Origin of the sequence: Salmonella sp. JXY0409-18 (genome assembly GCF_020268625.1) — a bacterium.
Taxonomy (GTDB): domain Bacteria; phylum Pseudomonadota; class Gammaproteobacteria; order Enterobacterales; family Enterobacteriaceae; genus Salmonella; species Salmonella enterica.
The window spans coordinates 3824133-3849885 of sequence record NZ_CP084216.1 but is presented as its reverse complement, the minus strand read 5'-3'; the positions used below and the strand labels follow the sequence as shown (position 1 = coordinate 3849885).

At 49.9% G+C, this 25753-nt stretch carries 24 protein-coding genes; 18 read left to right on the top strand and 6 right to left on the bottom strand.

The window, feature by feature from the left end; genetic code table 11:
• The first annotated feature begins 191 nt into the window (after positions 1-191).
• Both tal and mog read left to right on the top strand, forming a co-directional pair.
• The gene (gene tal, locus LDB27_RS18715; protein WP_000130179.1) at positions 192-1145 is read left to right on the top strand and encodes a transaldolase; all 954 of its coding nucleotides are present in this window, start codon (positions 192-194) and stop codon (positions 1143-1145) included.
• Positions 1146-1255: 110 nt separating this feature from the next.
• Positions 1256-1846: a molybdopterin adenylyltransferase gene (gene mog, locus LDB27_RS18710; RefSeq protein ID WP_000380373.1), complete on the top strand. Its 591-nt coding sequence runs from the start codon at positions 1256-1258 to the stop codon at positions 1844-1846.
• Positions 1847-1902: 56 nt separating this feature from the next.
• On the opposite strand, the gene satP is transcribed toward mog, so the two are convergent.
• The 3 genes from satP to LDB27_RS18695 all read right to left on the bottom strand — a co-directional run bounded on the left by satP (position 1903) and on the right by LDB27_RS18695 (position 3772).
• Positions 1903-2469 carry an acetate uptake transporter gene (satP, locus tag LDB27_RS18705; protein ID WP_000528525.1) on the bottom strand — a complete coding sequence of 189 codons (567 nt, stop codon included), beginning with the start codon at positions 2467-2469 and terminating at the stop codon, positions 1903-1905.
• A gap of 149 nt (positions 2470-2618) precedes the next feature.
• A complete protein-coding gene (msyB, locus tag LDB27_RS18700; RefSeq protein ID WP_001103472.1) occupies positions 2619-3332 on the bottom strand; it encodes an acidic protein MsyB in 714 nt (237 codons plus the stop codon).
• Positions 3333-3367: 35 nt separating this feature from the next.
• Entirely contained in the window at positions 3368-3772 is a 405-nt protein-coding gene (locus LDB27_RS18695; RefSeq protein WP_001258082.1) for a DUF2541 family protein, read from the bottom strand.
• Positions 3773-4120: 348 nt separating this feature from the next.
• Between LDB27_RS18695 and dnaK the strand changes: the two genes are divergently transcribed.
• From dnaK to LDB27_RS18675, 4 genes are all read left to right on the top strand, one after another.
• On the top strand, positions 4121-6037 hold the full coding sequence (gene dnaK, locus LDB27_RS18690; RefSeq protein WP_000516126.1) for a molecular chaperone DnaK: 1917 nt from the start codon (positions 4121-4123) through the stop codon (positions 6035-6037).
• Between the two features lie 85 nt (positions 6038-6122).
• A complete protein-coding gene (dnaJ, locus tag LDB27_RS18685) occupies positions 6123-7262 on the top strand; it encodes a molecular chaperone DnaJ (RefSeq protein ID WP_001119009.1) in 1140 nt (379 codons plus the stop codon).
• A 280-nt stretch (positions 7263-7542) separates the two neighbouring features.
• Entirely contained in the window at positions 7543-8490 is a 948-nt protein-coding gene (locus tag LDB27_RS18680; protein ID WP_000534916.1) for a LysR family transcriptional regulator, read from the top strand.
• 126 nt (positions 8491-8616) lie between these two features.
• Positions 8617-8961: a phage holin family protein gene (locus LDB27_RS18675; protein WP_000026889.1), complete on the top strand. Its 345-nt coding sequence runs from the start codon at positions 8617-8619 to the stop codon at positions 8959-8961.
• Positions 8962-9021: 60 nt separating this feature from the next.
• Here the strand turns inward: LDB27_RS18675 and LDB27_RS18670 are convergent, their stop codons facing one another.
• Complete coding sequence (locus LDB27_RS18670; protein ID WP_001068134.1) at positions 9022-9555, bottom strand: glycoside hydrolase family 108 protein; 534 nt, start codon at positions 9553-9555, stop codon at positions 9022-9024.
• Positions 9556-9571: 16 nt separating this feature from the next.
• A complete protein-coding gene (locus LDB27_RS18665) occupies positions 9572-10015 on the bottom strand; it encodes a winged helix-turn-helix domain-containing protein (RefSeq protein WP_000860681.1) in 444 nt (147 codons plus the stop codon).
• A 380-nt stretch (positions 10016-10395) separates the two neighbouring features.
• Between LDB27_RS18665 and LDB27_RS18660 the strand changes: the two genes are divergently transcribed.
• The 12 genes from LDB27_RS18660 to LDB27_RS18605 all read left to right on the top strand — a co-directional run bounded on the left by LDB27_RS18660 (position 10396) and on the right by LDB27_RS18605 (position 24976).
• Positions 10396-12495, top strand: a complete 2100-nt coding sequence (locus LDB27_RS18660; protein ID WP_000235811.1) for a glycosyl hydrolase family 18 protein — start codon at positions 10396-10398, stop codon at positions 12493-12495.
• 92 nt (positions 12496-12587) lie between these two features.
• Positions 12588-15584: a hypothetical protein gene (locus tag LDB27_RS18655; protein WP_000155788.1), complete on the top strand. Its 2997-nt coding sequence runs from the start codon at positions 12588-12590 to the stop codon at positions 15582-15584.
• Between the two features lie 288 nt (positions 15585-15872).
• Positions 15873-16568, top strand: coding sequence for a winged helix-turn-helix transcriptional regulator (locus LDB27_RS18650; RefSeq protein WP_000980522.1), 696 nt, complete (start codon positions 15873-15875; stop codon positions 16566-16568).
• A gap of 430 nt (positions 16569-16998) precedes the next feature.
• A complete protein-coding gene (locus LDB27_RS18645) occupies positions 16999-17541 on the top strand; it encodes a fimbrial protein BcfA (RefSeq protein WP_000743357.1) in 543 nt (180 codons plus the stop codon).
• A 101-nt stretch (positions 17542-17642) separates the two neighbouring features.
• Positions 17643-18329: a fimbrial biogenesis chaperone BcfB gene (bcfB, locus tag LDB27_RS18640; RefSeq protein ID WP_000742551.1), complete on the top strand. Its 687-nt coding sequence runs from the start codon at positions 17643-17645 to the stop codon at positions 18327-18329.
• A 4-nt stretch (positions 18330-18333) separates the two neighbouring features.
• Positions 18334-20955: a fimbrial usher BcfC gene (gene bcfC / locus LDB27_RS18635; protein ID WP_001245844.1), complete on the top strand. Its 2622-nt coding sequence runs from the start codon at positions 18334-18336 to the stop codon at positions 20953-20955.
• On the top strand, positions 20956-21963 hold the full coding sequence (locus tag LDB27_RS18630; protein WP_000701257.1) for a fimbrial protein BcfD: 1008 nt from the start codon (positions 20956-20958) through the stop codon (positions 21961-21963).
• Complete coding sequence (locus tag LDB27_RS18625) at positions 21964-22509, top strand: fimbrial protein BcfE (protein WP_001082038.1); 546 nt, start codon at positions 21964-21966, stop codon at positions 22507-22509.
• A gap of 15 nt (positions 22510-22524) precedes the next feature.
• Positions 22525-23043, top strand: coding sequence for a fimbrial protein BcfF (locus tag LDB27_RS18620; RefSeq protein ID WP_001243228.1), 519 nt, complete (start codon positions 22525-22527; stop codon positions 23041-23043).
• Complete coding sequence (gene bcfG / locus LDB27_RS18615) at positions 23009-23740, top strand: fimbrial chaperone BcfG (RefSeq protein WP_001135036.1); 732 nt, start codon at positions 23009-23011, stop codon at positions 23738-23740. Before LDB27_RS18620 ends, bcfG begins: the two co-directional genes overlap by 35 nt.
• A gap of 64 nt (positions 23741-23804) precedes the next feature.
• On the top strand, positions 23805-24650 hold the full coding sequence (locus tag LDB27_RS18610) for a DsbA family protein (protein WP_000291395.1): 846 nt from the start codon (positions 23805-23807) through the stop codon (positions 24648-24650).
• 38 nt (positions 24651-24688) lie between these two features.
• Positions 24689-24976, top strand: a complete 288-nt coding sequence (locus tag LDB27_RS18605; RefSeq protein WP_000839834.1) for a hypothetical protein — start codon at positions 24689-24691, stop codon at positions 24974-24976.
• Between the two features lie 99 nt (positions 24977-25075).
• On the opposite strand, the gene LDB27_RS18600 is transcribed toward LDB27_RS18605, so the two are convergent.
• Positions 25076-25525, bottom strand: coding sequence for a winged helix-turn-helix domain-containing protein (locus LDB27_RS18600; protein WP_001250357.1), 450 nt, complete (start codon positions 25523-25525; stop codon positions 25076-25078).
• Between the last annotated feature and the right edge of the window lie 228 nt (positions 25526-25753).

Below are 25753 nucleotides of genomic sequence, written 5' to 3'. Positions count from 1 at the left end.
GACTAATATTAACGGCAGTTTACCATAAATACGGCGGTATCCTTTAATTGCGCATCAACCGTCGGCAGATACGCAAACAGTGCACAAGGGCAGCCAGGTGCATGTAGGCGGTTGCGCTGTGAGTGCGTCGTGTTATCATCAGGGTAGACCGGTTACATCCCCTAACAAGCTGTTTAAAGAGAAACTCTATCATGACGGACAAATTGACCTCCCTTCGTCAGTTCACCACCGTAGTGGCTGATACCGGAGATATCGCGGCAATGAAGCTGTACCAGCCGCAGGATGCTACAACTAACCCTTCTCTCATTCTTAACGCAGCGCAAATCCCGGAATATCGTAAGCTGATTGACGATGCTGTCGCCTGGGCGAAACAGCAGAGCAGCAACCGCGCGCAGCAGGTTGTTGACGCGACCGATAAGCTGGCGGTGAATATTGGCCTGGAAATCCTGAAGCTGGTGCCGGGGCGTATTTCTACCGAAGTTGACGCGCGTCTGTCTTATGACACTGAAGCGTCTATCGCCAAAGCAAAACGTATCATTAAACTCTACAATGATGCGGGTATCAGCAACGATCGTATCCTGATCAAGCTGGCGTCCACCTGGCAGGGCATTCGCGCAGCCGAACAGCTGGAAAAAGAAGGCATCAACTGTAACCTGACGCTGCTGTTCTCCTTCGCGCAGGCGCGTGCGTGCGCCGAAGCGGGCGTCTACCTGATCTCGCCGTTCGTAGGTCGTATTCTTGACTGGTATAAAGCCAATACCGACAAGAAAGACTATGCGCCAGCTGAAGATCCGGGCGTGGTTTCCGTAACGGAAATTTACGAGTACTACAAACAGCATGGTTACGAAACCGTCGTTATGGGCGCAAGCTTCCGTAACGTAGGCGAAATTCTGGAGCTGGCGGGCTGCGACCGTCTGACTATCGCGCCGGCATTGCTGAAAGAACTGGCGGAAAGCGAAGGGGCGATTGAGCGTAAGCTCTCTTTCTCCGGTGAAGTCAAAGCGCGTCCGGAACGCATTACCGAAGCCGAGTTCCTGTGGCAGCATCACCAGGATCCGATGGCGGTTGACAAACTGGCGGATGGTATCCGTAAGTTTGCGGTAGACCAGGAAAAACTGGAAAAAATGATCGGCGATCTGCTGTAATCATTAACGCGTGGCCCTGATATGGGTCACGCTACCTCTTCTGAAACCTGTCTGTCCTTCCCTTCGCAGTGTATCATTCTGTTTAACGAGACTGTTTTAACGGAATAATTATGGATACCTTACGTATTGGCTTAGTTTCTATCTCCGACCGCGCTTCAAGCGGCGTTTACCAGGATAAAGGCATTCCTGCGCTTGAGGAGTGGCTCGCTTCTGCACTGACCACGCCTTTCGAGGTCCAACGGCGCTTAATTCCTGATGAACAGGAAATTATCGAGCAAACGTTGTGTGAACTGGTCGATGAGATGAGCTGTCATCTGGTGCTGACCACTGGCGGTACCGGTCCGGCACGTCGCGACGTCACGCCGGACGCGACCCTTGCCATCGCTGACCGTGAAATGCCAGGTTTTGGCGAGCAGATGCGCCAGATCAGCCTGCGCTTTGTGCCGACAGCCATTCTATCCCGCCAGGTGGGCGTTATCCGTAAACAGGCGTTAATTCTTAATCTGCCTGGACAGCCAAAATCGATCAAAGAAACGCTGGAAGGCGTAAAAGCGGACGATGGCAGCGTTAGCGTGCCGGGCATTTTTGCGAGCGTGCCGTATTGCATACAGCTGCTTGACGGGCCGTATGTCGAAACCGCGCCGGAAGTGGTTGCCGCTTTCCGTCCGAAGAGCGCCAGACGTGAGAATATGTCATCCTGACCGGAAGATACTGATAGTAGGGTTATTCCTCCCGGTGCGGGAGGAATAAAAGAGATTTAGTGCGCTTCGCCGATTGGCAGAATAGTGCGGCCAAATTGCTCGTTTAGCACTTCACCCATCGCCAGATAAATAGCGCTGGCACCGCAAACCAGACCAACCCAGCCTGCGATATGGATAATGGCTTCGTTACCGGTGATATTGCCGACCGCCAGCAGAGCGAACAGTACGGTCAGGCTCAGGAAAACAAATTGCAGCGCGCGGGCGGCTTTCAGCGTACCAAAGAACATAAACAGCGTGAACACGCCCCACAGACCTAAATAAGCGCCGAGTAGCTGAGCGTCAGGCGCATCCGTCAGGCCCATTTTCGGCATCAGCAGGATAGCGACCAGCGTCAGCCAGAACGAACCGTAAGAGGTAAAGGCCGTTAAACCAAAGGTATTGCCTTTTTTGTACTCCAGCAGACCGGCAAAAATTTGCGCGATACCACCGTAGAAAATCCCCATCGCCAGAATAATACCGTCCAGGGCGAAAAAACCGGCATTGTGCAGGTTAAGCAGAATGGTGGTCATGCCGAAGCCCATCAGGCCCAGCGGTGCCGGATTAGCCAACTTAGTGTTGCCCATAATTCCTCAAAATCATCATAATTGAATGGTGAAATAGTTTCCCAGAATAACGAGTTCCGTATTCGGGGCGCGGCATAATAATCAGGGGGAAGAGGACTGTCTATGATCTAATAAGGGGGAAAAGAAAATATTTCCCCCTGTGAGGGCATTCACGCCTGAACGGCTGCCATCATTCGTCGCAGGCAGGCTATTTGCAACACCGCCGGAATAGTCACGCGATACGCGCTGCCGCTCATCGCTTTGACGCCGTTTAACGCCGCGCCGACCGGGCCGCCAAGACCTGCGCCGCGCAGTAATCCGTGACCCAGGATGCTCATTGCGGCATGGGTACGCAAAATGCGGGTAAGCTGGGTGGAAAGCAGGTGGGAGACCCCTTTTGCCAGACGGCGATCTTTCATGAGCAGCGGCAGCAGTTCTTCCAGTTCAGAAACTTTGGCGTCTACGGCTTGCAGAAATTCCTGCTTATGCGCCGCGTCCATCTTCTGCCAGGTATGACGTAAAAAATGCTCCAGTAGTTGCTGTTCTATTTCAAACGTCGACATGCTTTTATCTGCTTTGAGTTTTAGCCGTTTTGCGACATCCAGCAGAATCGCGCGGTACTGTTTTCCGTGTCCGCGCAATTTGTTGGCGATACTGTCGCCGCCGTAATGCTGAAACTCGCCGGCAATGAGCTGCCAGTTACGGCGGTGTTGCTCCGGGTGACCTTCCATCGCTTTGAACAGCTCGTTATGACTAAGGACGCTCGACAAGCGAGCTTTGCCCTTTTCGTTATGCGTCAGCAAACGGGCGAAATCGGCGAGTTGTTCTTCGCTACAATGCTGAAGAAAGTCTAAATCCTCGTCGTGTAAATAGGTGACGTTCATTTTCAGTCTGGCTTTTGGAATAGAAATAACAGCGATTAATCGTCGCCAATGACTTTAAGTCTCGCCATATCGGAAGAATTTACCGTATGACCTGAGAAGGTAATCTTTGATACGCAGCGTTTGTTGTCGTTATCGCTATTAATATTGATCCAGCCTGTCGTCTGGCCCTCTTTGATTGAGGAAGGGACGTTCAGGTTTTGGCTGGCGCTACGCGCAGTTTTAAAATAGACGGATGCGCCGCTAAGTTCGATGTCGCCGTGATCCGCCGTGAGTTGAATGCGCTTCACGATGCGGCAGACGGGAATTTTCAGCGCGAGATCGTTCGTTTCATTTCTGGGCATGGCAATAACACCCAGTATTTTATGGTCGTTCGCGTGCGCGACGCTACTTAACGCCAGGCCGAAAAGCAGGCCGGCGGAAATCGTTAACACAGATCGCATGGAATTTCTCTTTGACGGGTTCAATAAGCAATTACCGTCTATCATACTCTGCTCATGGCAACGATTCAGTTTTGTAATCTTTTCTTTTTATTACGATTTTCCCGTGAATGGTATTCATTTTTTAATTTATTTCATGAATATTTATCTGTCTGGTTTTTCATCGCGCCCTCTCGTCACTAAAAAATTTTTTCATCTCCCCCTTGATGACGTGGGTTACGACCCCATCTTGTAGTCAACCGCAGTGGTGAGTCTGAAAAAAAACGATTCAGGGTAGTTGAAACCGCACGTTTCGCCCTTATTACAGATTCACAACCACATGATGACCGAATTTTTAGTGGAGACGTTTAGATGGGTAAAATTATTGGTATCGACCTGGGTACTACCAACTCTTGTGTAGCGATTATGGATGGAACGCAGGCACGCGTGCTGGAGAACGCCGAGGGCGATCGCACTACGCCTTCTATCATTGCTTATACCCAGGATGGTGAAACTCTGGTTGGTCAGCCGGCTAAACGTCAGGCAGTGACAAACCCGCAAAACACCCTGTTTGCGATTAAACGCCTGATTGGCCGCCGCTTCCAGGACGAAGAAGTTCAACGTGACGTTTCTATCATGCCGTACAAAATCATCGGCGCTGACAACGGCGACGCATGGCTTGATGTGAAAGGTCAGAAAATGGCGCCGCCGCAGATTTCTGCCGAAGTGCTGAAGAAAATGAAGAAAACGGCTGAAGATTATCTGGGCGAACCGGTAACTGAAGCGGTTATCACCGTACCGGCTTACTTTAACGATGCGCAGCGTCAGGCTACCAAAGATGCTGGTCGTATCGCGGGGCTGGAAGTTAAACGTATCATCAACGAACCGACTGCCGCAGCGCTGGCTTACGGTCTGGATAAAGAAGTCGGCAACCGTACTATCGCGGTTTACGACCTCGGTGGTGGTACTTTCGATATCTCTATTATCGAAATCGACGAAGTTGATGGCGAAAAAACCTTTGAAGTTCTGGCAACCAACGGTGATACCCACCTGGGTGGTGAAGACTTCGATACCCGCTTGATCAACTACCTCGTTGACGAGTTTAAGAAAGATCAGGGCATTGACCTGCGTAACGATCCGCTGGCCATGCAGCGCCTGAAAGAAGCCGCAGAAAAAGCCAAAATCGAGCTGTCTTCTGCGCAGCAGACCGACGTGAACCTGCCGTACATTACCGCAGATGCCACCGGTCCGAAACACATGAACATCAAAGTGACTCGTGCGAAACTGGAAAGCCTGGTTGAAGACCTGGTGAACCGTTCTATCGAGCCGCTGAAAGTCGCACTGCAGGACGCTGGCCTGTCCGTGTCTGATATCAACGACGTGATCCTCGTCGGCGGTCAGACCCGTATGCCAATGGTGCAGAAAAAAGTGGCTGAGTTCTTTGGTAAAGAGCCGCGTAAAGACGTTAACCCGGACGAAGCTGTGGCTATCGGCGCAGCGGTTCAGGGCGGCGTTCTGACCGGCGACGTGAAAGACGTACTGCTGCTGGACGTTACCCCGCTGTCTCTGGGTATCGAAACGATGGGTGGCGTGATGACTCCGCTTATCACCAAAAACACCACCATCCCGACCAAGCACAGCCAGGTGTTCTCTACTGCGGAAGACAACCAGTCTGCGGTAACCATCCATGTGCTGCAGGGTGAGCGTAAACGTGCGTCTGATAACAAATCTCTGGGTCAGTTCAACCTGGATGGTATCAACCCGGCGCCGCGCGGTATGCCGCAGATCGAAGTTACCTTCGATATCGATGCTGACGGTATCCTGCACGTTTCCGCGAAAGACAAAAATAGCGGTAAAGAGCAGAAGATCACCATCAAGGCATCTTCTGGTCTGAACGAGGAAGAAATTCAGAAAATGGTTCGCGATGCAGAAGCGAACGCTGAATCCGACCGTAAGTTCGAAGAGCTGGTTCAGACCCGTAACCAGGGCGACCATCTGCTGCACAGCACCCGTAAGCAGGTTGAAGAAGCAGGCGATAAACTGCCGGCTGATGACAAAACCGCTATCGAGTCTGCCCTGAGCGCGCTGGAAACTGCCCTGAAAGGCGAAGATAAAGCCGCTATCGAAGCGAAAATGCAGGAACTGGCGCAGGTTTCCCAGAAACTGATGGAAATCGCTCAGCAGCAACATGCGCAGCAGCAGGCTGGCTCCGCTGACGCTTCTGCAAACAACGCGAAAGATGACGACGTTGTCGACGCTGAGTTTGAAGAAGTAAAAGATAAAAAATAATCGCCCTTTGAACGGGTAATTACTGGCACGGGCGAAGAGGTTTCCTCTCCGCCCGTGTATGCATGTTAAGGGCAGATAAAAAGAGATGGCGAAAAGAGATTACTACGAGATTTTAGGCGTTTCCAAAACAGCGGAAGAGCGTGAAATCAAAAAGGCGTATAAGCGCCTGGCCATGAAATATCATCCGGACCGCAATCAGGGTGATAAAGAGGCCGAAGCTAAATTTAAAGAGATTAAAGAAGCCTATGAAGTGCTGACCGATGCGCAAAAACGCGCAGCCTACGATCAGTATGGTCACGCCGCGTTTGAACAAGGCGGTATGGGCGGCGGATTTGGCGGCGGCTTTAATGGCGGCGCTGATTTCAGTGATATCTTTGGTGACGTTTTTGGCGATATCTTTGGCGGCGGGCGTGGTCGCCAACGTGCGGCGCGTGGGGCTGATTTGCGTTATAACATGGATCTCACCCTGGAAGAAGCGGTGCGTGGCGTGACCAAAGAGATCCGTATTCCGACGCTGGAGGAGTGCGACGTTTGCCACGGCAGCGGCGCGAAAGCTGGCACGCAACCGCAAACCTGTCCGACCTGTCATGGTTCTGGTCAGGTACAGATGCGCCAGGGATTCTTTGCTGTACAGCAGACCTGCCCACACTGTCAGGGACGCGGTACGCTGATCAAAGATCCGTGCCATAAATGTCACGGTCATGGGCGTGTTGAAAAGAGTAAAACTCTGTCCGTTAAAATCCCGGCGGGCGTGGATACCGGCGATCGTATTCGTCTGGCAGGCGAGGGCGAAGCGGGCGAGCATGGCGCACCGGCAGGCGACTTGTACGTTCAGGTCCAGGTGAAACAACACCCTATTTTCGAGCGTGAAGGCAATAATCTTTATTGCGAAGTGCCGATCAACTTTGCGATGGCGGCGCTGGGCGGTGAAATTGAAGTGCCGACGTTAGATGGTCGCGTGATGCTGAAAGTACCGAGCGAAACACAAACGGGCAAGTTGTTCCGTATGCGCGGCAAAGGCGTGAAGTCCGTACGCGGTGGCGCGCAGGGCGATTTGCTGTGCCGTGTGGTGGTTGAAACGCCGGTCGGTCTGAGCGAAAAACAGAAGCAATTGCTAAAAGATCTTCAGGAAAGTTTTGGCGGCCCGACGGGAGAGAAAAACAGCCCGCGTTCAAAAAGCTTCTTTGACGGCGTGAAAAAATTCTTTGACGATTTGACTCGCTAATCTTTTTCCCGTTGTATTTTTCTTCAGCCCGGGTGTTTATCCGGGCTTTTTTCTGCCTGTACGCGCCCAGGCCTCTGTTAAACGCATCGTATCCTCTCATTTGTTGATATTTTGTTTTTACTGATAAACAAATTGATGTTAATCAGCAGTTTTGTATACGCTTATTCTTTAAAAAAACGTGATGTGATGACATTAACGATTGCTTTTTTAGATGCTGTGAATTGATTTATCTTGAGTATTATCTATATTGCTTTTTTTAGTTTCCGGAGGCAGACAGCGAATGGGATCGAAAGGTGCCAACAAGAGCTTTGATTATAATTTAATCAAAATTCTTGACGCTGTTATTTTGTCAGGAAATGCGGCTATGGCGGCAAAAAAGCTAGGCATTACACCGGCTGCCGTCTCTATGGCGTTAAAGCGCCTGCAGAGTTATTACCCGGAAGAACTGTTTAGCAGAGGGAAAGGCGGGCTCATCCCCACAGCTAAGGCTGTCGACATTCACCAAAATTTCAGTCAGGTGATGAAACTGGTGGATGACACATTTCTCTGTAATAGCAAAAAAGATGAAGCGTTCCAGATAACGTTATTAGGCAGTGATATTGTTGAAAGCTATTATCTTTCTCAGCTCTATAACAGCGATATTTTTGACCGTATTTTGATAAATCATTTCTCTGTCAGAAATATGAATCGGGAGCGTATCAGCGAACTTCTGTTTACTGCGCAAGGCGATCTGTTGATTGGTGCCGAACCTTTGCTGGAGTCCGGCATAGAGAATCAAATTATTGATAGTTTTAAATCATTTGTTTGTATCTGTAGCAGTAAACACATGCTGAGTACCCTCTCACAGCTATCGCTACATCATTTTTATTCTTCGCGTCATGCGTTATATCAGCCGGGGATGGGGGCTTCAGTGATATATCATGATAGCGAGTTATTTAAGGATGAGCTTTACTATACTGGCAGGCGTATTGTCGGCTATCGCAGTGATTCGCTTAACGGTTTGATGAGCATGATCGAACGAACCTCATTGATTGCATTGATGCCTTTGAAATTAGCGCTTTTTTATAAAAATCATCGTAAATATGACATTAAATTTATTCAGCCTCCGCCCGAACTGGCTTTGAAGTCAGTTCAGGTCTATGCATCCTGGAATAAAAATAGTAGAAATATATCGACGATTAATGAGATGGTAAGTATGTTACAAACGCTTTCCTCCTTCCGTCGCTAATACACCTCATTTTTACTCTTTGATTTAATATGGTTTTAAATGATGTGCTTTGATTTTTACCCTTCTGACAGGGCGCTTACACTCCTTGTGTTAATTATTCATTTATAATGATTTCGGAGTGTTAAAATGTCTATTCCCAACCATGTGTCGACAACAGAAGTTGTGCTATTGGAGCTAGAGATCTTACTCACTATTATTTCGATTGGCGCGTGGGGAGGCTTTGTCAGCTATCTTTTACGCAAAGATAAGACAGAATATAATAGTTCTCATGAAAGTATAAAATATTGCTTAACGCAGATCGTGATTTCCTGCTTCACCAGTTTCTTGTTAAGCGCGATTGCAATCGAAAAAGAATGCAGTTTCAACATTGTTCTGTTGGCGGCAGGCTTAGGCGGTGTTTTCGCGAGTCCGATCTTAAAAATTCTTGGGCGGCGGATTAAAAAAATTATCGAAGGAAATAATTCAGATTAATTATCATTCGCAGTATCAGGCTCATCCGTGAGCCTTTTACGCGTCTTTTTTCAGCCGGGTCTAGGTCACTCTATTCTTGATCCAGCCATAAATAAATTGTTCGTTATTGTGGTTTTTTTCAGCAACGTTTAAGTAGTACGTGCCCTGACTGCAATTGAGGGCTTTCACCAAAACGGCTTCCCCTTCCTGGCCTCGCCAGGCCAAATAATGTTCGAGAGCGGCAAGCGTCCGCGGGCCAATATTGCCATCCACATGAATATCCGGGTAGCGTTTACCTTCGTGATTAAAGACGTTCAACCAGCGTTGCAGCCACGCGCTGGGGTGGTAAGCGCCTATGTTGACTGCCGCATCGCACAGCTCGAAGGAGACTGGCCACGATAGCGTCGAGATGACATCAAAGCCTGGTTTTATCCAGTAATCCTCTTCGAGAATCGCGTAGGCTTCAGCGCGGGTCAGATCCCGCATATCGCCAGCGTAGCCATGCGCTCGCGCCGTGGCTTCGGTAATGCCCCAATGGGTGGCGCCGCCTTTATCTTTAGGGTTAAATACGTAACCGCCTTCAAGCGCAATAATTCCATCTATAATTGGATTCATCTTCCCTTTCCTTCGCTTAGTGAATATGCAGATACATGAGAGAACCTAACGTTACTGAAAATACGGTCGTCAGGGCAGCGATGGTTTGCCGTACAATCTGTTTTTTTCTTCCCTTTGTTTCGCTATCCGTCGCGATAATGGCGATATCACTATTAACTTTGAGGCCTTGTCTTGGAATGGTAATAAAAAGATCGTTAATACCAAGCGCTTTAAGGTCACGTCTGATTAAATAGAGAATCTGCGTTAGATTTGCATCATTAACATAGTGGCTTCGACTTCCCCATAACGCGGTGGTTATTTTTTGTCGCTCGATAATCTCCAGATGAGCATTCTCGATGATGAAACTGAGACATTTGGCTCTCATCGCAGTCATTTTAATAACCTGTGAATTTGAGACCGTCCTCAGTTCATATTTACCTTCATTGTAAATGCAGTTGCTATTAATGATATAAGTTTTCATAACGTCTTCCTTTAGAAATGTACATCCTGGTTGTCTGTGGTGACTATATTGTATGAGAAATGTCTTAATCCAATAAATGTCACTGGTTTTATTGTATTGTCATTGTCTATAGCGAGTGTAATCACATTATTTCATTGTAATTAAATGATATTTAATTACATGATAAATGATATTTACTATGTTCTCACCAGAACGGACTAAGCGGGCGCTGAGAGGTGTTGTTTTCTCTTCGGTAGACGGTGTTGTTAACCTCATTTTTATGATTTTTATATCATCTAAAAAGATGATGTTTTGTGATTAGCTATTTTTTATGCCTGTAACGATTATGGACCCCGCAGAACGAGCTGCGACAATTTTGAAACGTAAAAGGAAATTTGAAAATGGCTACAAGCAAACTGATTCAAGGCGATACAATTACTGAAACTACCCATGCAGCGAATGGTTTTGACCCTGCAACAAGCGATGATAAAATAAGCTATACTTCCGCTCGTGTTGCGAAACCGGTATACAATAAATATAAAAATTCCACGACTAAACCGAAGGTATTCGGTTATTACACCGACTGGTCACAGTATGACAGCCGTCTGCAAGGCAATATGTCCCAACCGGGCCGTGGTTATGATTTAACCAACGTTTCACCGACGGCTTATGACAAACTGATTTTCGGCTTTGTTGGCATCACCGGTTTCAGAAAAATTGATAAAGAAAACCGCGATGTCGTAGCAGAAGCGGCAGCACAGTGCGGCAAAGTGAAATATGAGCCGACCTTCCTCGATCCGTGGGGCGATTTCCAGTCTTATATCAACCTGGGTTTTGAAACCAGCGGCTGGGATGTTGATCCGAAAACCGTGACCCAGGCTAACGCCAAAGGTATGCTGGGCGCACTGCGTGATATGCAGGCAAAAGCGAAAGCCGCAGGTCACACGCTGGCGCTCTCCATGAGTATCGGCGGCTGGAGCATGAGTAACGGGTTCCACGAAACCGCCGCTTCTGACTCTTCTCGTAAAATCTTCGCCAAAGGCGTGGTGAAACTGTTCAAACAGTTCCCGATGTTCAGCGAAGTGGATATTGACTGGGAATACCCGAACGATGAAGGGGCGGGCAACCCGTTTGGTCCGGAAGATGGCGCTAACTACGCGCTGCTGATTGCCGAACTGCGTAAACAGCTGGATTCCGCTGGTCTGAGCAATGTGAAGATCTCTATCGCTGCTTCCGCAGTGACCACGATTTTTGATCACGCTAACGTAAAAGATCTGCTGGCTGCCGGCCTGTATGGCATCAACCTGATGACCTATGATTTCTTCGGTACGCCGTGGGCGGAAACGCTTGGCCACCATACCAACCGCAAAGCGCTGGAAGAGGGCGGCTGGGCTGTCGAAACCATCGTTGATCACCTGCTGGCGGAAGGTTTCTCCGCTGACCGTATCAACATCGGTTATGCTGGCTATACCCGTAACGCTCGTCAGGCAGAAATTGAATCCCTGTCGCCGCTGAAAGGTTCTTATAACCCGGGAACAGGTGACACTACAGGTTCTTTCGAATCCGGCACCAGCGAATGGTATGACGTCATTTATAGCTACCTGGATCTGGAAAACCAGAAAGGTCGTAACGGTTTCAACGTTTACACCGACCAGGTCGCTGACGCTGACTACCTGTATAGCCCGGAATCCAAACTGTTTTTATCCCTGGATACGCCGCGTACTGTCAAAGCAAAAGGCGAATATGCAGCGAAACTGGGCCTGGGCGGCGTGTTTACCTGGACTATCGATCAGGACAACGGCGTGCTGGTTAACGCCGTGCGTGAAGGTCTGGGTTATGAAATCGAATCTGAAGTTATTGATATGGAACCGTTCTACTTCGAAGGTATCAATGTAGAAAATGGTGAAGAACAGAGCGATAGCGACGACGCGCAGAAAGTCAACCACGCGCCGAAAGCGGCGATTGAACTGCTGGTCGTAGGCGGATCTACGGTACAGCTGTCTGGCGCAGGTTCTTCTGATGAAGATAGTGATGAATTGTCCTTTAGCTGGGGCGTGCCTTCTCAAATCGCTGTGGCAGACAAAACGGCAGAAATCATTGAGGTTGTGGTACCGGAAGTTAGCGAAAAAACAGCCTTTCAGTTCACCCTGTTTGTACGCGACTGCTACAACGAACCGTCTTCTCAACAGCGCTTTGTTCTGACGGCTGTGCCTGCGCTATCTCAGGTTCAACCGGAACCGGAAGAGGAAGAAGAGATTATCGTTCCTGTACCGGACGAGGAAGAAGATACCACGCCGGCTGAGGATGATACGCCAGCAGATGACAAAACGTCACCTTACGCGCAGTGGGATGCTTTGACCGTTTATGGCGCAAACTGGGGTTCTTTCGAAATCGTTAGCTGGAAAGGCCATAACTATCAGGTGAAATGGTGGTCTATGGGCAACCAGCCTGACCTGAACTGCGGTGTCGGCGGTGCATGGACCGATCTTGGCGCTTACTAATACACGGCATTAAGCACGCTGTATTGGGCTTCATGATTTAAGCCCCGGTTTTCCGGGGCTTTTCTCCACCAGGGACAGAGGAAGAGTAGACCATGACCATTTCCATCCATGCCAGCGCATTTGACGTCAACAGCTGGTATCAAAAAATCACCTTAACCTTTATTAATGAGAGCGGTAATGCGGTCGATATGAACCATGCCGCAATATCGTTCACGGCCTCCGGGCACATCGATCCATGGGGAAATAGCGGCGGTACGCTCAAAGGGAACCTGCCGCTTACGTTGAACGATAGTTCGTATGGCACGCTGGAAACTAACAACATCATCATTAATAACAGCGATGCATTACTTCTTCAGCCGGGCGAACGCGGGACGCTCTCTTTCAGCCTCGCGGCGACACAGGTGCCGGTAAAAATGTCCACCATCACCTTGATGCTGGCGTCATCGTCATCCGAAGACACAGAGTCTGAAACCTTATCCGATGAGGAGACGCCAGCGATACCCGCCGCAGATGAACACCCCGCCGAACCCGATGCGCCGGAAAAGGATAACGACCTTCAGGAACGCGGCCTTACGCTTAACGTTAGCGAGTTGAATACCGCGAGTTGGTATCAACGCGTCACCTTTACGCTGACCAACCTCTACGCCCAGGCGGTAGATCTCAATCAGCTTCAACTGAATTTTACGGCCAGCGCGCACCCCGACCCCTACAGTCCGTTTCAGGGAACAATGCTGGGGAATCAGGCCGTGACGCTGGCCAGCGATGGGGGATGGCCCATCGAGAAGAATACCATCACCATTAATCATGACGGCGCGCTGATGCTGGCGGCGGGGGATACCGCCGAATTACAGTGCTATCTGGCCGCCACGCAGACGCCAGTTGCCATCAGCGATTTGAGCGCGACGTTGGCCCATGACCCTGCCCGTCAGGGAAAAATTTGCGTTCATTTTCCTGCCATGACGCAGACCGTGGCGCTTAAACCGGCGATTGAGCTGCTGTTTCCTGCCGGCGAAACCCGTCGCTTTGTCGGTGAGTGGGGAGAGGTGCTGACAATAGGCGATCTTAGCGCAGGAACGTATCGGCTTACCGTACCGGTACTGGCGAATGATGAGATGCAAATCGCGCCAGTCGAGTCCTCTTTTACCGTTACGCTGCAAACCGGCGATGCCGCCGCGCAGGTCCAGGTATCCTGTCTGCCGATTGTCCGTTATGCCAGCGCGCGTCTGATGATTGACGCCCCTGCGCTTGGTAATGCGAAATTGACCGTTGAGATCGCCGATGCTACGCAAGCGGATGAGCGTACCGTCACGCTTATCGCCAACCAACCGCAGTTAATCACCCGGCTACTGGCGGGGCATCATTATACGGTCAATCTGCAGCCTGCGATGATTAATAACCGCTTTATATCGGCACCCATACAGCTTACGGGTTTTATCCCTGCTGCGGCGCAGGTTGCCGAGGTTGCTGTCGCTTACCAGCAGGCAGCGATCGACACGGCGAGTTTCGTGACGGTGGATGCCACTCTACTGGGCCTGCCTGATGGCGTCGCGCCGCAGCGTTATCTGTTCAGCAGCGGTAAATATCAATACTCATTAATGCTGGAGAGCGGTAGCGATCGGCAGACGTTGGCATTACGCTTTGCGCCCGGGCTGTATGATGTTCAGACGGACGATATTTTCATCGACAGCGTGCCGTGGCGTTGTGAACAGGCCGGGCCGCTACGGTTGTTGCAAAAGGTCAACCATGTGGCGCTGGAGTTTCTGCCCGGCGTGACGCTACAGGTAAAAGGTTGGCCTGATTACCTTGCTCATGGCGGCGTGACGGTTAACGCGCCAGAGACGGTTTCTCTTTATCGCGATATACCGTTTAGCGCGTTGTTTAAATACGATGGTTTTGACGGCGGCGGCGATCCGGTTCCGGCCGCGGAGGTTGACGTGAACGGGGATGGTTTTCTGGATTACGCGACGTTACCGATCCATAAAACCGTTGCGCTGGTGCGCCAGATAGAAAAAGAAGCCGGGCGTAGCGTCATGCCGGTAATGGTTATTTATACCGCGAATGCCAGCGGCGGTAGCGCCCTGGCGGATTTACAGGATGCGCAAAAGCTACGTAACCATTTTGGTAACTTTATTACCCAGTGTCTGGCGGCGCAGTCATACAAAGATGAGACGCATCCTGTCCCGGCCACCTTTGTGCTTAACCCGGATTTTCTCGGGGCGCTACAGCAAGGACCGTATGGCTATACCGTAGTACGGCAAAAAAACAGTGTGCCGGTGAATGCCCAACTGGCGACGGCGATACAAGCATTACCGGCGATGGCTGGCTTTATCGCGCCTTCGTTGCCGACGTTTAGCGACGATCTCTACGGCTATATTCAGGCGGTGAACTATCTTGTTCGTCAGTTTGCCCCGGACGTGGCTTTTGGCTGGCAGACGAATGTCTGGGCGACAGGAACGGCGGACTGGGTGCTGCGCGATACCGCTGATCCGGTAGCTGAAGGGCAGGCGATCGCCGAATTTATTCATGAACTGGGCGTTTATAGCGGAGAATATGCGCCGGACTTTATTGCGTTTGATAAATTTGAGCGTGACTGTTTCAGTCCTGATGCGCTTGCCCACTATGGCTGGAATGCGACATGCTGGCTTAATTACCTGGCGATGGTCAAACAGGTGACGAAAGCGCTGCTGACGCCCGCCATGCTGTGGCAAATCCCTGGCGGCCATATGCCTACAGTAGAAGAGGGCGTCAGTAAAATCAGCGCTGCGCACTTTGCATCCGGCGGAACCTTTTTTATGGGGGACGCCCGCATTGGCAGCGATCCTGACACGCTCTCTTTGCAGCTACTCAATACGGCCTTAAATAGCGCGACTTACGGCGTCCCGACCGTCGGCGACTTTTTACGTAAAGATAAAGGGTATGACTGGGGCCAGATGCAGGCGCTGAACCTACCGGACTTTAACGTCTTTTCGATCTTATGGGGCGGTGGTTCTACTATCAGTATTACGACAATCCATTCTAACGGTGAAGACGGCGGCTGGCTGGCGGATAAAATGGTAGAGTATTATGCTGCTCCACGCTATTTCAGATAATATCACTGATTATTTGCATTAATCTGGACTATTAGTTTGAGATTCGAAGGCGCGCTCTTTCGAATCTCTTTTCTTGCGCCCCCTGACCTCTCATTCTTTATGCGTAATTCGTGATTAATTTTCTGTAATCATTTTGTATTAAGAATTGTCTTAATCTTAAAAATATTGCGTATTAGTGCCTTGTGAATACAGAAATACTGCATAGCGATGTTATTTATTATTAATTTAAGTACTTTTTGAGAGGTTATACTGTGGCGCTACATTGAGTAGATAACCGTTAATGAAAAAATGATGAACGACGCTTTTGCTAAAGATAATAATGAGAATTCATTACACTCTTTTCTTTTTTCTCAGCAGGCTAAACCTCACGCGGCGATTGATGCCTTATTTTCGGCCTTGTTGCCATTTGGTCAACCGTTTACGCTGGGTATCGGCGATGAGTTTTATTTACAGGCAAATGATGAACACTACATTGTATTACTGGAGTCTGGCGTTGTTTCTTTCTGTCATAATGACAAACGACTCCATATATCTTCATCGTTTGCGCCATCGGTCGTGGGTATGGTTGACAGCTATGGCGCTACCTATAATGTCCCCGCGCGACCGGAACACTTTTTGCTCGCAGAAACGGTTTGTACCGGTAGATTTGTTCGCCTGCCGGATTTTATAAAAATCGCCGATGAATGCGATTTATGGCACGACGTGGCCCGTTGTCTGGCTTACCGTCTGATGGTGATGAGCGCGCGCGATCGTGAATTAGTCGGCGTCGATTCTTATCTGAAAGTTCGGGCGCTGCTGACTGAAATCTGGGCTTATCCACAGGCCTACCGGGAAAGCATTATCGTGTTGAATTTTATTCAACGACGTACCGGGATATCGCGCAGTCGGACCATGAAGATTCTGTCTGAACTAAAAAAAGGCGGGTATATCCATATTGATAATGGGCGGCTGACGGCGCTCGGAAAACTGCCAGTGGCGTATTAATGTACTATATGCAACGATATATTTACATATCTCGACTGAATTTGCCTGTTATCGTTAATAGAATGTTTTATTGAAGGTTGTTATGAAGGCTATTTTTAAAAAGTCAATACTGCTAAAGGAGATAGGCCGAACGACTGGTGTAAAGTTAATATAAAACAATAAGTTATGCTTAGTCCTATAAAACCAAATGTCGATGATTGCAACTTGCCGTTGGCTTGCTAATAATTAATAACATCGTTATCTCATTATAACGTAAAGATTAACTCACGACGTTGAGTGGCTGTTTTATTGCTTCTGACATTTATATCAGAACAAGAAGACACTTTTTTTCGCATAAGAAAAAGTCGTGATATTGCTGTGAAAAAATATCAGCAGCCGTTTCGTTAAAAAAATCTGATTACCCTCATTTTTATATTTAAAAGGAGCTTGAATGAAAAAGCCTGTACTAGCATTAATGGTCTCTGCAATTGCCTTTGGCGGAATGTTGTCCACCGCGCAAGCGGATACTACAACCGTCACTGGCGGTACGGTAAATTTTGTCGGACAGGTCGTTGACGCCGCCTGTTCTGTTTCCGCTGACTCTGTCGATCAGACCGTGACATTAGGCCAGGTTCGCGCCAGTAAATTAACCGAGGCCGGTATGGTGGCGAATCAAAAAGAAGATTTCACCATTAAACTGGAAGACTGCGATACTCAGACCAGCCAGAATGCGGCGGTGATTTTTAATGGCCAGCAGGACGCAAACCAGCCGGGTTCGCTGGCGAATACCGCTGGGGCAGGTTCGGCGACGAATGTGGCATTACAACTTTATGGACCAGATGGCCAGGCGCTGAATATCGGTGAATCGTCCAGTACTGTTACCTTGAACGATGGCGAAAACGTTATTCCGCTTAGCGTGGATTATATCGCTACCGGTACGGCGACTGCCGGTAATGTTACCGCGACGGCGACATTTAGCATGGTTTATTCCTGATTCCTTATCGGGATTTTTTTTCTCGTCTGTTGGGAGGCGAGAAAGGGGCGTTACGCGCGTCACTGCGCGTAACAAACCGACGGCATCAGGATATTACGCAGATGAAAAAAAACGTACCGATTTTCCTTCGATTATTGCTACTGCTGTCGGCGGCCGGCCTGTCGTTTGCCGCGCAGGCGGGAGGCATTGCGCTGGGCGCGACCAGGGTGATTTATCCGCAGGGAAGTAAGCAAACCTCCTTGCCGATTATTAATTCTTCTGCCAGCAATGTTTTTTTAATTCAGTCATGGGTCGCCAATGCCGATGGTTCACGCTCGACGGATTTTATCATTACGCCGCCTCTCTTTGTGATCCAGCCTAAAAAAGAAAATATATTACGTATTATGTATGTCGGGCCGTCATTACCGACCGATCGCGAAAGCGTATTTTATTTAAACAGTAAAGCGATACCCTCTGTCGATAAAAATAAATTGACCGGCAACTCCCTGCAAATTGCGACGCAAAGCGTGATTAAGCTATTTATCCGCCCGAAAAATCTGGCGGAGGCGCCAGCTCATGCCCCGTCGACGCTTCGCTGCCGTAACGAGCGCGGCCAGCTAACGATTACTAACCCTTCGCCGTACTACGTTTCGATGGTTGAACTGTACAGCGCGGGGAAAAAACTGCCGAATACTATGGTACCGCCGAAAGGCGCGATCACTCTCCCGGCGACGCCCGGCCAGGTATCTTTGCGCACGGTAAACGATTTTGGCGCAACGACGCCAGCACGCGTTTGTCCAGCTTCATGATGTTATGCGTAATCAGCTTTTCATGACGCGATATTACTCCAGCGTAGCTAAACCCGTATTAACCCCGCTGGCGTTGGCTATCGCATTGGCGCCTGCGCCGGGGTGGGCGGAAAACTATTTCAACCCGGCATTTCTGTCTGACGACCCGTCTGCGGTGGCCGACTTATCGACCTTTTCCCGTAATGCCCAGGCGGCGGGAATGTATCGCGTTGACGTTTACCTGAACAATACGTTTCTCGCGACCAGAGACATTGCCTTCCAGGCGGTGAAAACGACGGGAAAAAGCGCGCCCACCGATGACAGCGGATTACGCGCCTGCCTGACGCCTGAAATGCTTAAAAATATGGGGGTAAACACCGGGGCGTTTCCACTGTTGGCGAAGGCGGCGGCGGGAAGTTGCCCGGATCTCGCCAGTGCGATACCGGCCGCCCGGACCCGCTTTGATTTTGCGCAGCAACGTCTCGACATTAGCATCCCGCAGGCGGCGATGGTTGCCAGCGCCAGAGGCTATATCCCACCGCAATACTGGGATGAAGGTATTAACGCGTTGCTATTGAATTACACCTTTACCGGCGCGAATAGTCAGGATCGGAGCGCAGGCGGCAGTGCGGAGAACAGCTATTTTCTTGGATTGAATAGCGGCCTTAATCTGGGGGCCTGGCGGTTACGCGACTACTCCACATGGAACGCGAATAGCGGCGATCAGAATAGCGACAGCGACTGGCAGCACATCAGTACTTATCTGGAACGTGATGTGGTCTTTTTGCAGGGAGAACTGACGGCAGGCGATAGTTATACCCCCTCCGCATTATTCGACAGCATTCCTTTTCGCGGGCTACAACTGGCGTCTGACGACAATATGTTGCCAGACAGCATGAAAGGCTTCGCGCCGACCATTCACGGCATTGCCAGAAGCAACGCGCAAGTGACCATTCGGCAAAACGGCTACATCATCAATCAGCGCTATGTGCCGCCCGGGGCATTTACTATTAATGATCTCTATCCCACCGCCGCCAGCGGCGATTTGACTGTGGAAGTCAAAGAGTCTGACGGTTCTATTAATCGCTATAACGTGCCCTATTCCGCCGTGCCGATTCTACAACGAGAAGGGCGGCTGAAGTATGCGGCGACGGTGGCGGAGTATCGTAGCGATAGTAGTCAAAAAGAGAAGGTGAAATTCACTCAGGCGACCTTGATATGGGGGTTACCGCATGGTTTTACGCTGTATGGCGGAACACAACTTTCCAGTCATTATCACGCGCTGGCGATCGGCAGCGGCGCAAATCTGGGCGACTGGGGCGCGGTGTCGCTGGATGTCACCCAGGCTACCAGTACGCTGGCGGATAATAACACCTACCAGGGGCAATCGCTGCGTTTCCTGTATGCCAAATCGCTTGCACAGTCAGGAACCAATTTACAGCTTATGGGCTATCGCTATTCAACCTCGGGCTTTTATACGCTGGATGATACCACGTGGAAACGGATGAGCGGCTATGACGATGACAGTCGGACTGACAGCGATAAAAGCAGGCCGGAATGGGCGGATTATTACAATCTTTATTATACCAGAAGGGGGAAAGTACAACTCGATATCAATCAACAGCTAGGCGGGTTGGGATCGCTTTTTATTACCGGCAGTCAACAAAGTTACTGGCACACTGATGAAAAGGATTCTTTGTTGCAGGTGGGATACAGCGATACGCTGGCGGGTATTGCATGGAGTGTTTCTTATAACAATAACAAATCCGCAGGCGATGCGGAGCGCGATCAAATTTTCGCGCTGAATATCTCGGTGCCGCTAAGTCAATGGCTGCAACACGATGATGAGGTTACGCGCCATCACAATGTTTACGCTACCTTTAGCACCAGTACGGACAAACAGCATAACGTTACGCAGAATGCGGGCCTTAGCGGCACACTGCTGGACGAAAACAATCTTAGTTACAACATACAGCAAGGTTATCAAAATCACGGTATTGGCGAAAGCGGCTCCGCCAGCCTGGAATACGATGGGGCGAAAGGCAACGCCAACATTGGCTATAACGTTAGCGATAACGGCGATTACCAGCAGGTGAATTATGGCCTGAGCGGCGGCCTGGTGGCGCACGTGCATGGAGTGACGCTAAGCCAGCCGCTGGGCAATACCAATATTTTGATTGCCGCGCCGGGCGCAGCCAACGTCGGCGTTGTCGACCAGCCGGGTATTCATACGGACGCGCGTGGCTATGCGGTGGTGCCGTATGCGACGACATATCGCCAAAACCGTATGGCGCTGGACGTTAACGCGATGGCTGATGATGTCGATATTGATGACGCGGTGACTCGCGTTGTGCCGACCGAAGGCGCGCTGGTTCTGGCCCGCTTTAAAGCGCGAGTCGGCGCGCGTGCCCTGGTAACGCTGAATCATAACGGTAAGCCTGTACCCTTTGGCGCAACGGTGACGGTGAATGATCGTCATGCGGAGGCGATTGTTGACGAGGCCGGGGAAGTCTATCTTTCCGGGTTGTCAGCGCAAGGCATTCTGCACGTTCGCTGGGGGAACCTGCCGGATCAACAGTGTGTCGCGTCCTATCATCTCTCTTCCTCCCGTCAGATTCTGAGTCGACAACATGCGGAGTGTCATTAAATGAAAATACCTCTTTTATTTGCTCTGCTGGTGGGAAGTGTCGTATCGCAGTACGCATTCGCAGACGTGTGTAAAAACGTTAACGGTGTACCTTCCAGTATTAATTACGATTTAACGACCACTCTGACGGCAGAACAAAACCAGGTGGGAAAGACGGTTCAACTGGAAAAAAGCCAGGAAGTTAATGTACAGGCGGTGTGTCCCGCCGGCGCGGCGACCAATAGCCAGACTTATCGCTCCTATGTGTCGCCATATCCGGTCGTAGAAACGAGCGGTAACTGGAAATATTTAAAGCTGGACCCGGACTATCTTGAAGGCGGAATGCGAATTGAGGATTCTTCGGCGGGCGATATCTATCCGCCAATGAACAATGTCCTGATGGGATATGATGAAAATGTGAAAGCGGGTCAACCGTTTTACGTTCGTGACTCAAATCTGGAGTTTCAGCTCAAAATTGTTAAACCGTTCGTCGGCACGGTGAATATTAGTCCTAAGACTATGTTCAATGTTTATGTCATGACCGCCGCAGGCGATCCGCTGACAGATGTCGTGTACAGCATTCTTTATAGTGGAACGGTGACCGTACCGCAAAGCTGCGAAATCAACGCCGGACAAACGATTCTGGTGAATTTCGGCGCATTGTACAGTGGCAATTTCAACCATGCAGGCCAAAAGCCGGAGGGGGTACGAGCGAAAAAATTTAGCGTACCGGTAAAGTGCAGCGGCCTGGATTCGCAGGTCAATTTAACGATGCGTCTTATCGCTACGCCGGATAGCCACGTTCCCCAGGCTATCGCTTCGGATAATGCGGATGTCGGCGTAGTGGTCGAAACCGATGAAGGAAACGCGCTTATCCCCAATGATGCACAGAGCGTCGCGCCTTTTATCACCGATAGCGCCGGACGCGCTAACATCACATTGCAAGCCTACCCGGTGAGTACAACAGGCGAAACGCCAGCGGAAGGGGCGTTTACCGCGCTGGCCAGCCTGCGAGTGGACTTTGACTAAATGAACAGATCACACTGCGCTCTTTTTGCCATGGGACTGATGCTGTGTCCACAAATCAATGCCAGCGCTGACGACCTCGCTTATAACCTCGAATTTACCGGCACTATTGTGGCGCAAACCTGCGACATAGATATTTCCAGCCTCAGTCAAAGTATTGATTTAGGGCAGTTTGCGGTCGGCGATTTTCCTTCGACAGGAACAACGACAAAATTTAAGCCCTTTAATATCAACCTCAAAAATTGTTCCCGAGGAATTGCCGGGGCGAAGATCTGGTTTACCGGCGAACCCGATCCGGACAATCCCGCGCTACTGGCGATAACCGATACCGGGATGGGAAGCGGAAACATGTTAGCAAGCGGGGTAGGGGTGGAAATTCTGAATGATGATCAGGATACCATCAGTATCAATAATGCCGACTCAGTGGTCTATCCGTTGAAAGCCGGACGCAACACGCTGTCTTTTTATATTCGCTATAAATCGACCCGGCCTACGGTCACGTCCGGGAACGCGACGGCGGTCATGTATTTCGATATGCAGTATGAATGAGGAGCCATCGTAATTATGCGTAACGATATCCTGTACGGCATCGGGATGCTGCTGGCGGCATCCGGCGTCCAGGCGCATGATGGCCGGGTCTATGTCTCCGGAACCATCACGGACAATACGTGTTCGCTCTCTCCAGACTCGGAAAATATTAACGTGGCGATGGGCGCGGTTTCTCAACGGCAGTTTTATCGCGCAGGCGACGGTTCCGCATGGCAACCTTTTGCTATCGATTTACAAAACTGCGGCAGCACTGCCAGCGGCGTAACGGTCAGTTTTAGCGGTGCGGGGGACAGCCGTAATACGGATTTATTGGCGCTTACCGCAGGGGAAAGCGACGCTTCAGGCATTGGGATTGCGCTTTATGATCAAAATAAAACCTTAATCCCACTGGGGCAGGAGAGTGATGTAGTGACGCTCAGTCCGGGCCAGGCGTCGGCGCATCTGCAATTTTACGCGCGTTATCTTGCCGATGGCGGCACGGTAACGCCCGGGGATGCCAATGCCTCCGCAACCTTCATTCTTGCCTATGAATAAGTTCTTTTTACGCTGCGCGATATATTGGTGCTTGCTTCCCATATCATGGGCGCAGGCTGGCGTGGTAATTGGCGGTACTCGCTTTATCTATCATGCGGGCGCCCCGGCATTAAGCGTACCGGTAAGTAACCATTCAGAAGCGTCCTGGTTAATTGATACGCATATTTTACCTGGCGGCCGCTGGCCCGGAACCAAAAACGAAGGAAATATCACGCCCTTCGTGGTCACGCCGCCATTATTTATGCTTTCAGCGCGCCAGGAAAACACGCTGCGGGTGGTTTATACCGGCGAACCGCTACCCGCCGACAGGGAAAGTTTGTTTACCTTGAGTATCGCCGCTATTCCCTCCGGTAAACCGGAAGCGAACCGTGTACAAATGGCGTTTCGTTCGGCTTTAAAATTGCTCTATCGCCCTGAGGGACTCGCCGGCAATCCACAGCAGGCCTACCGGCATCTGAGCTGGTCGCTTACCCCTGATGGCGCGACGGTACGCAATCCGACACCCTATTACGTTACACTCTTTTTATTACGCGCTAACGAGCGCGCCCAGGACAACGCCGGGGTCGTGGCTCCCTTTGCAACGCGTCAAACGGACTGGTGCCGGCACACGGTTCGCTGCACTGTGCGCTGGCAAAGTATTAATGACTATGGGCGGGTAATGCCAGCGCAAACCGTGGATCTGACGCGTATTCATTAACCTATTTTTCAGGCGTCTCCCGATAGCGGGAGGCTTTCCGATCTTATCGAACGAGACTTTTATTATGTATTATCACGCGTTAAAACTTTCCCGACTGGCGATGTTGACGTTGGCAGGCGTTGCCGTATCCGCCTCGGCAATCGCCGCCGATTCTGCCCCGACGTCGCAAATTGGTCCGACGGCGGAAGCCTACATCGTCAGTCATCCGGATAAAGTGGGAGAGGTGGTGGCAACGTATTTGGCCGAACATCCGGAATTTTTGGTCGCCGCCAGCGAGACATTGCATCAGCGTCAGCAGATTGCGCAACAACAGGCGTATGTTCAACTGGCATTGCAGTATCGTGCTGAGTTGCTCAGTAGCAGCAGTCCTTCCGTTGGGCCCAACGAGGCAAAAGCGGCGGTGGTGATGTTCTTTGATTACCAGTGCTCGTGGTGCAGCAAAATGGCGCCTGTGGTCGAAAACCTGATTAAGGCGAACCCGGATACCCGGTTTATTTTCAAAGAGTTTCCTATTTTTTCCTCCCGCTGGCCGGTATCCGGACTGGCGGCCAGAGTCGGCGAACAGGTATGGCTTACCCAGGGCGGGGCGAAATATCTCGACTGGCATAATGCGCTTTATGCCACAGGGAAGGTGGAAGGCGCGTTAACGGAACACGATGTCTATACCCTGGCGCAACATTATCTAACGCCGACGCAGCTGGTCGCCGTAAAAGAAGCGCAAAGCAGTGGTGCAGTACATGATGCGCTCCTCACTAACCAGGCACTGGCGCAGCATATGGACTTTAGCGGCACGCCTGCTTTTGTCGTCATGCCTCAGACGCAAAACGGTGATGTAAAACGGGTGACCGTGATCCCGGGAAGCACGACTCAGGATATGTTGCAAATGGCGATTCAGAAAGCGAAGGGGTGATATTCGCTCAGAGGAGAACGCACAGGAGTGAAAGTAAAATGAAGTCTATGCGTTGCGTCATACCGGTGATTTTACTTTCCTTTATCGTTCATGAAGGGACAGCGAAACCGACCGCTCAGATTCATTTTATGGGATCGGTTGTTGAGGCAGGCTGCTGGAATGACGTGGGAACCTTAGAAATTCAATGCCATAATAAACAGGGAGTTGAACGTTATATTATTGTCGAGAATATTATCACGCCGATATCGTCTCCTCATGCAACGGTAAAACGAGATTATTTGGATGAAGATAAGCAATTAACAGTGCTACGCATTGTCTATGACTGAACCGCGTAGCAGACCGCAGATGGTGTCCCGTCAGTGTCGTGTGAGGATATTATGAAAAATGTTCTCACCTTCCCGGGACACGGTCTACAGACTTTATCTTCAGATAAACGGCGCTAAAAAGAAAAGTACGATCAATAAAAAAAGAGTGGGAATACCAATGGATATAATTTTATTACATCGGTGAGTATGATATTGAATAGCTTGTGGCGGTATGTCAGCAGCGTCAATGATAAATCTTTCATCGATTTTTATCCCCTGCCTGGGGAGTGTAACGAACAGTTCGAAAAGCCCGATTTGTTGTAAATCTCGTCGCAGCAGATAAAGAAGTTGCGTCAAATTAGCATCGCTAACAAATTGACTTCGCTCTCCCCAAACTGCGTGTGAAATCATTTCTCGCGTAATCAACTTCCTGTAGGCGTTTTCAATAAGATAGCTTAAGCAGCGCGCACGCATTAACGTCATCTTTAGCACTTTTTTATCATGTAATGATATTATTTCTCTTAACGACTCATTATAAATAAATTCGTTATTAATAGAGTATTGTCTCATGAATTCACTCCATTTTGATATTCATAAGGTAAGTTTCACACTGTCAGTGTGTTCACTGGCGGTAAAGTACTTCTTGCATCAGCACGGATAAGCGTAGAGAATCTCAAAGAAATAAGAGAATCATTTGTGATTAAACAGGATAACATTATGCTTTTTTACTTTTTTATAAAGTGTGCCAGATGTTTTTGATGTTTTTTATAAAATAGTATCATGTGTTTTTATTTCATA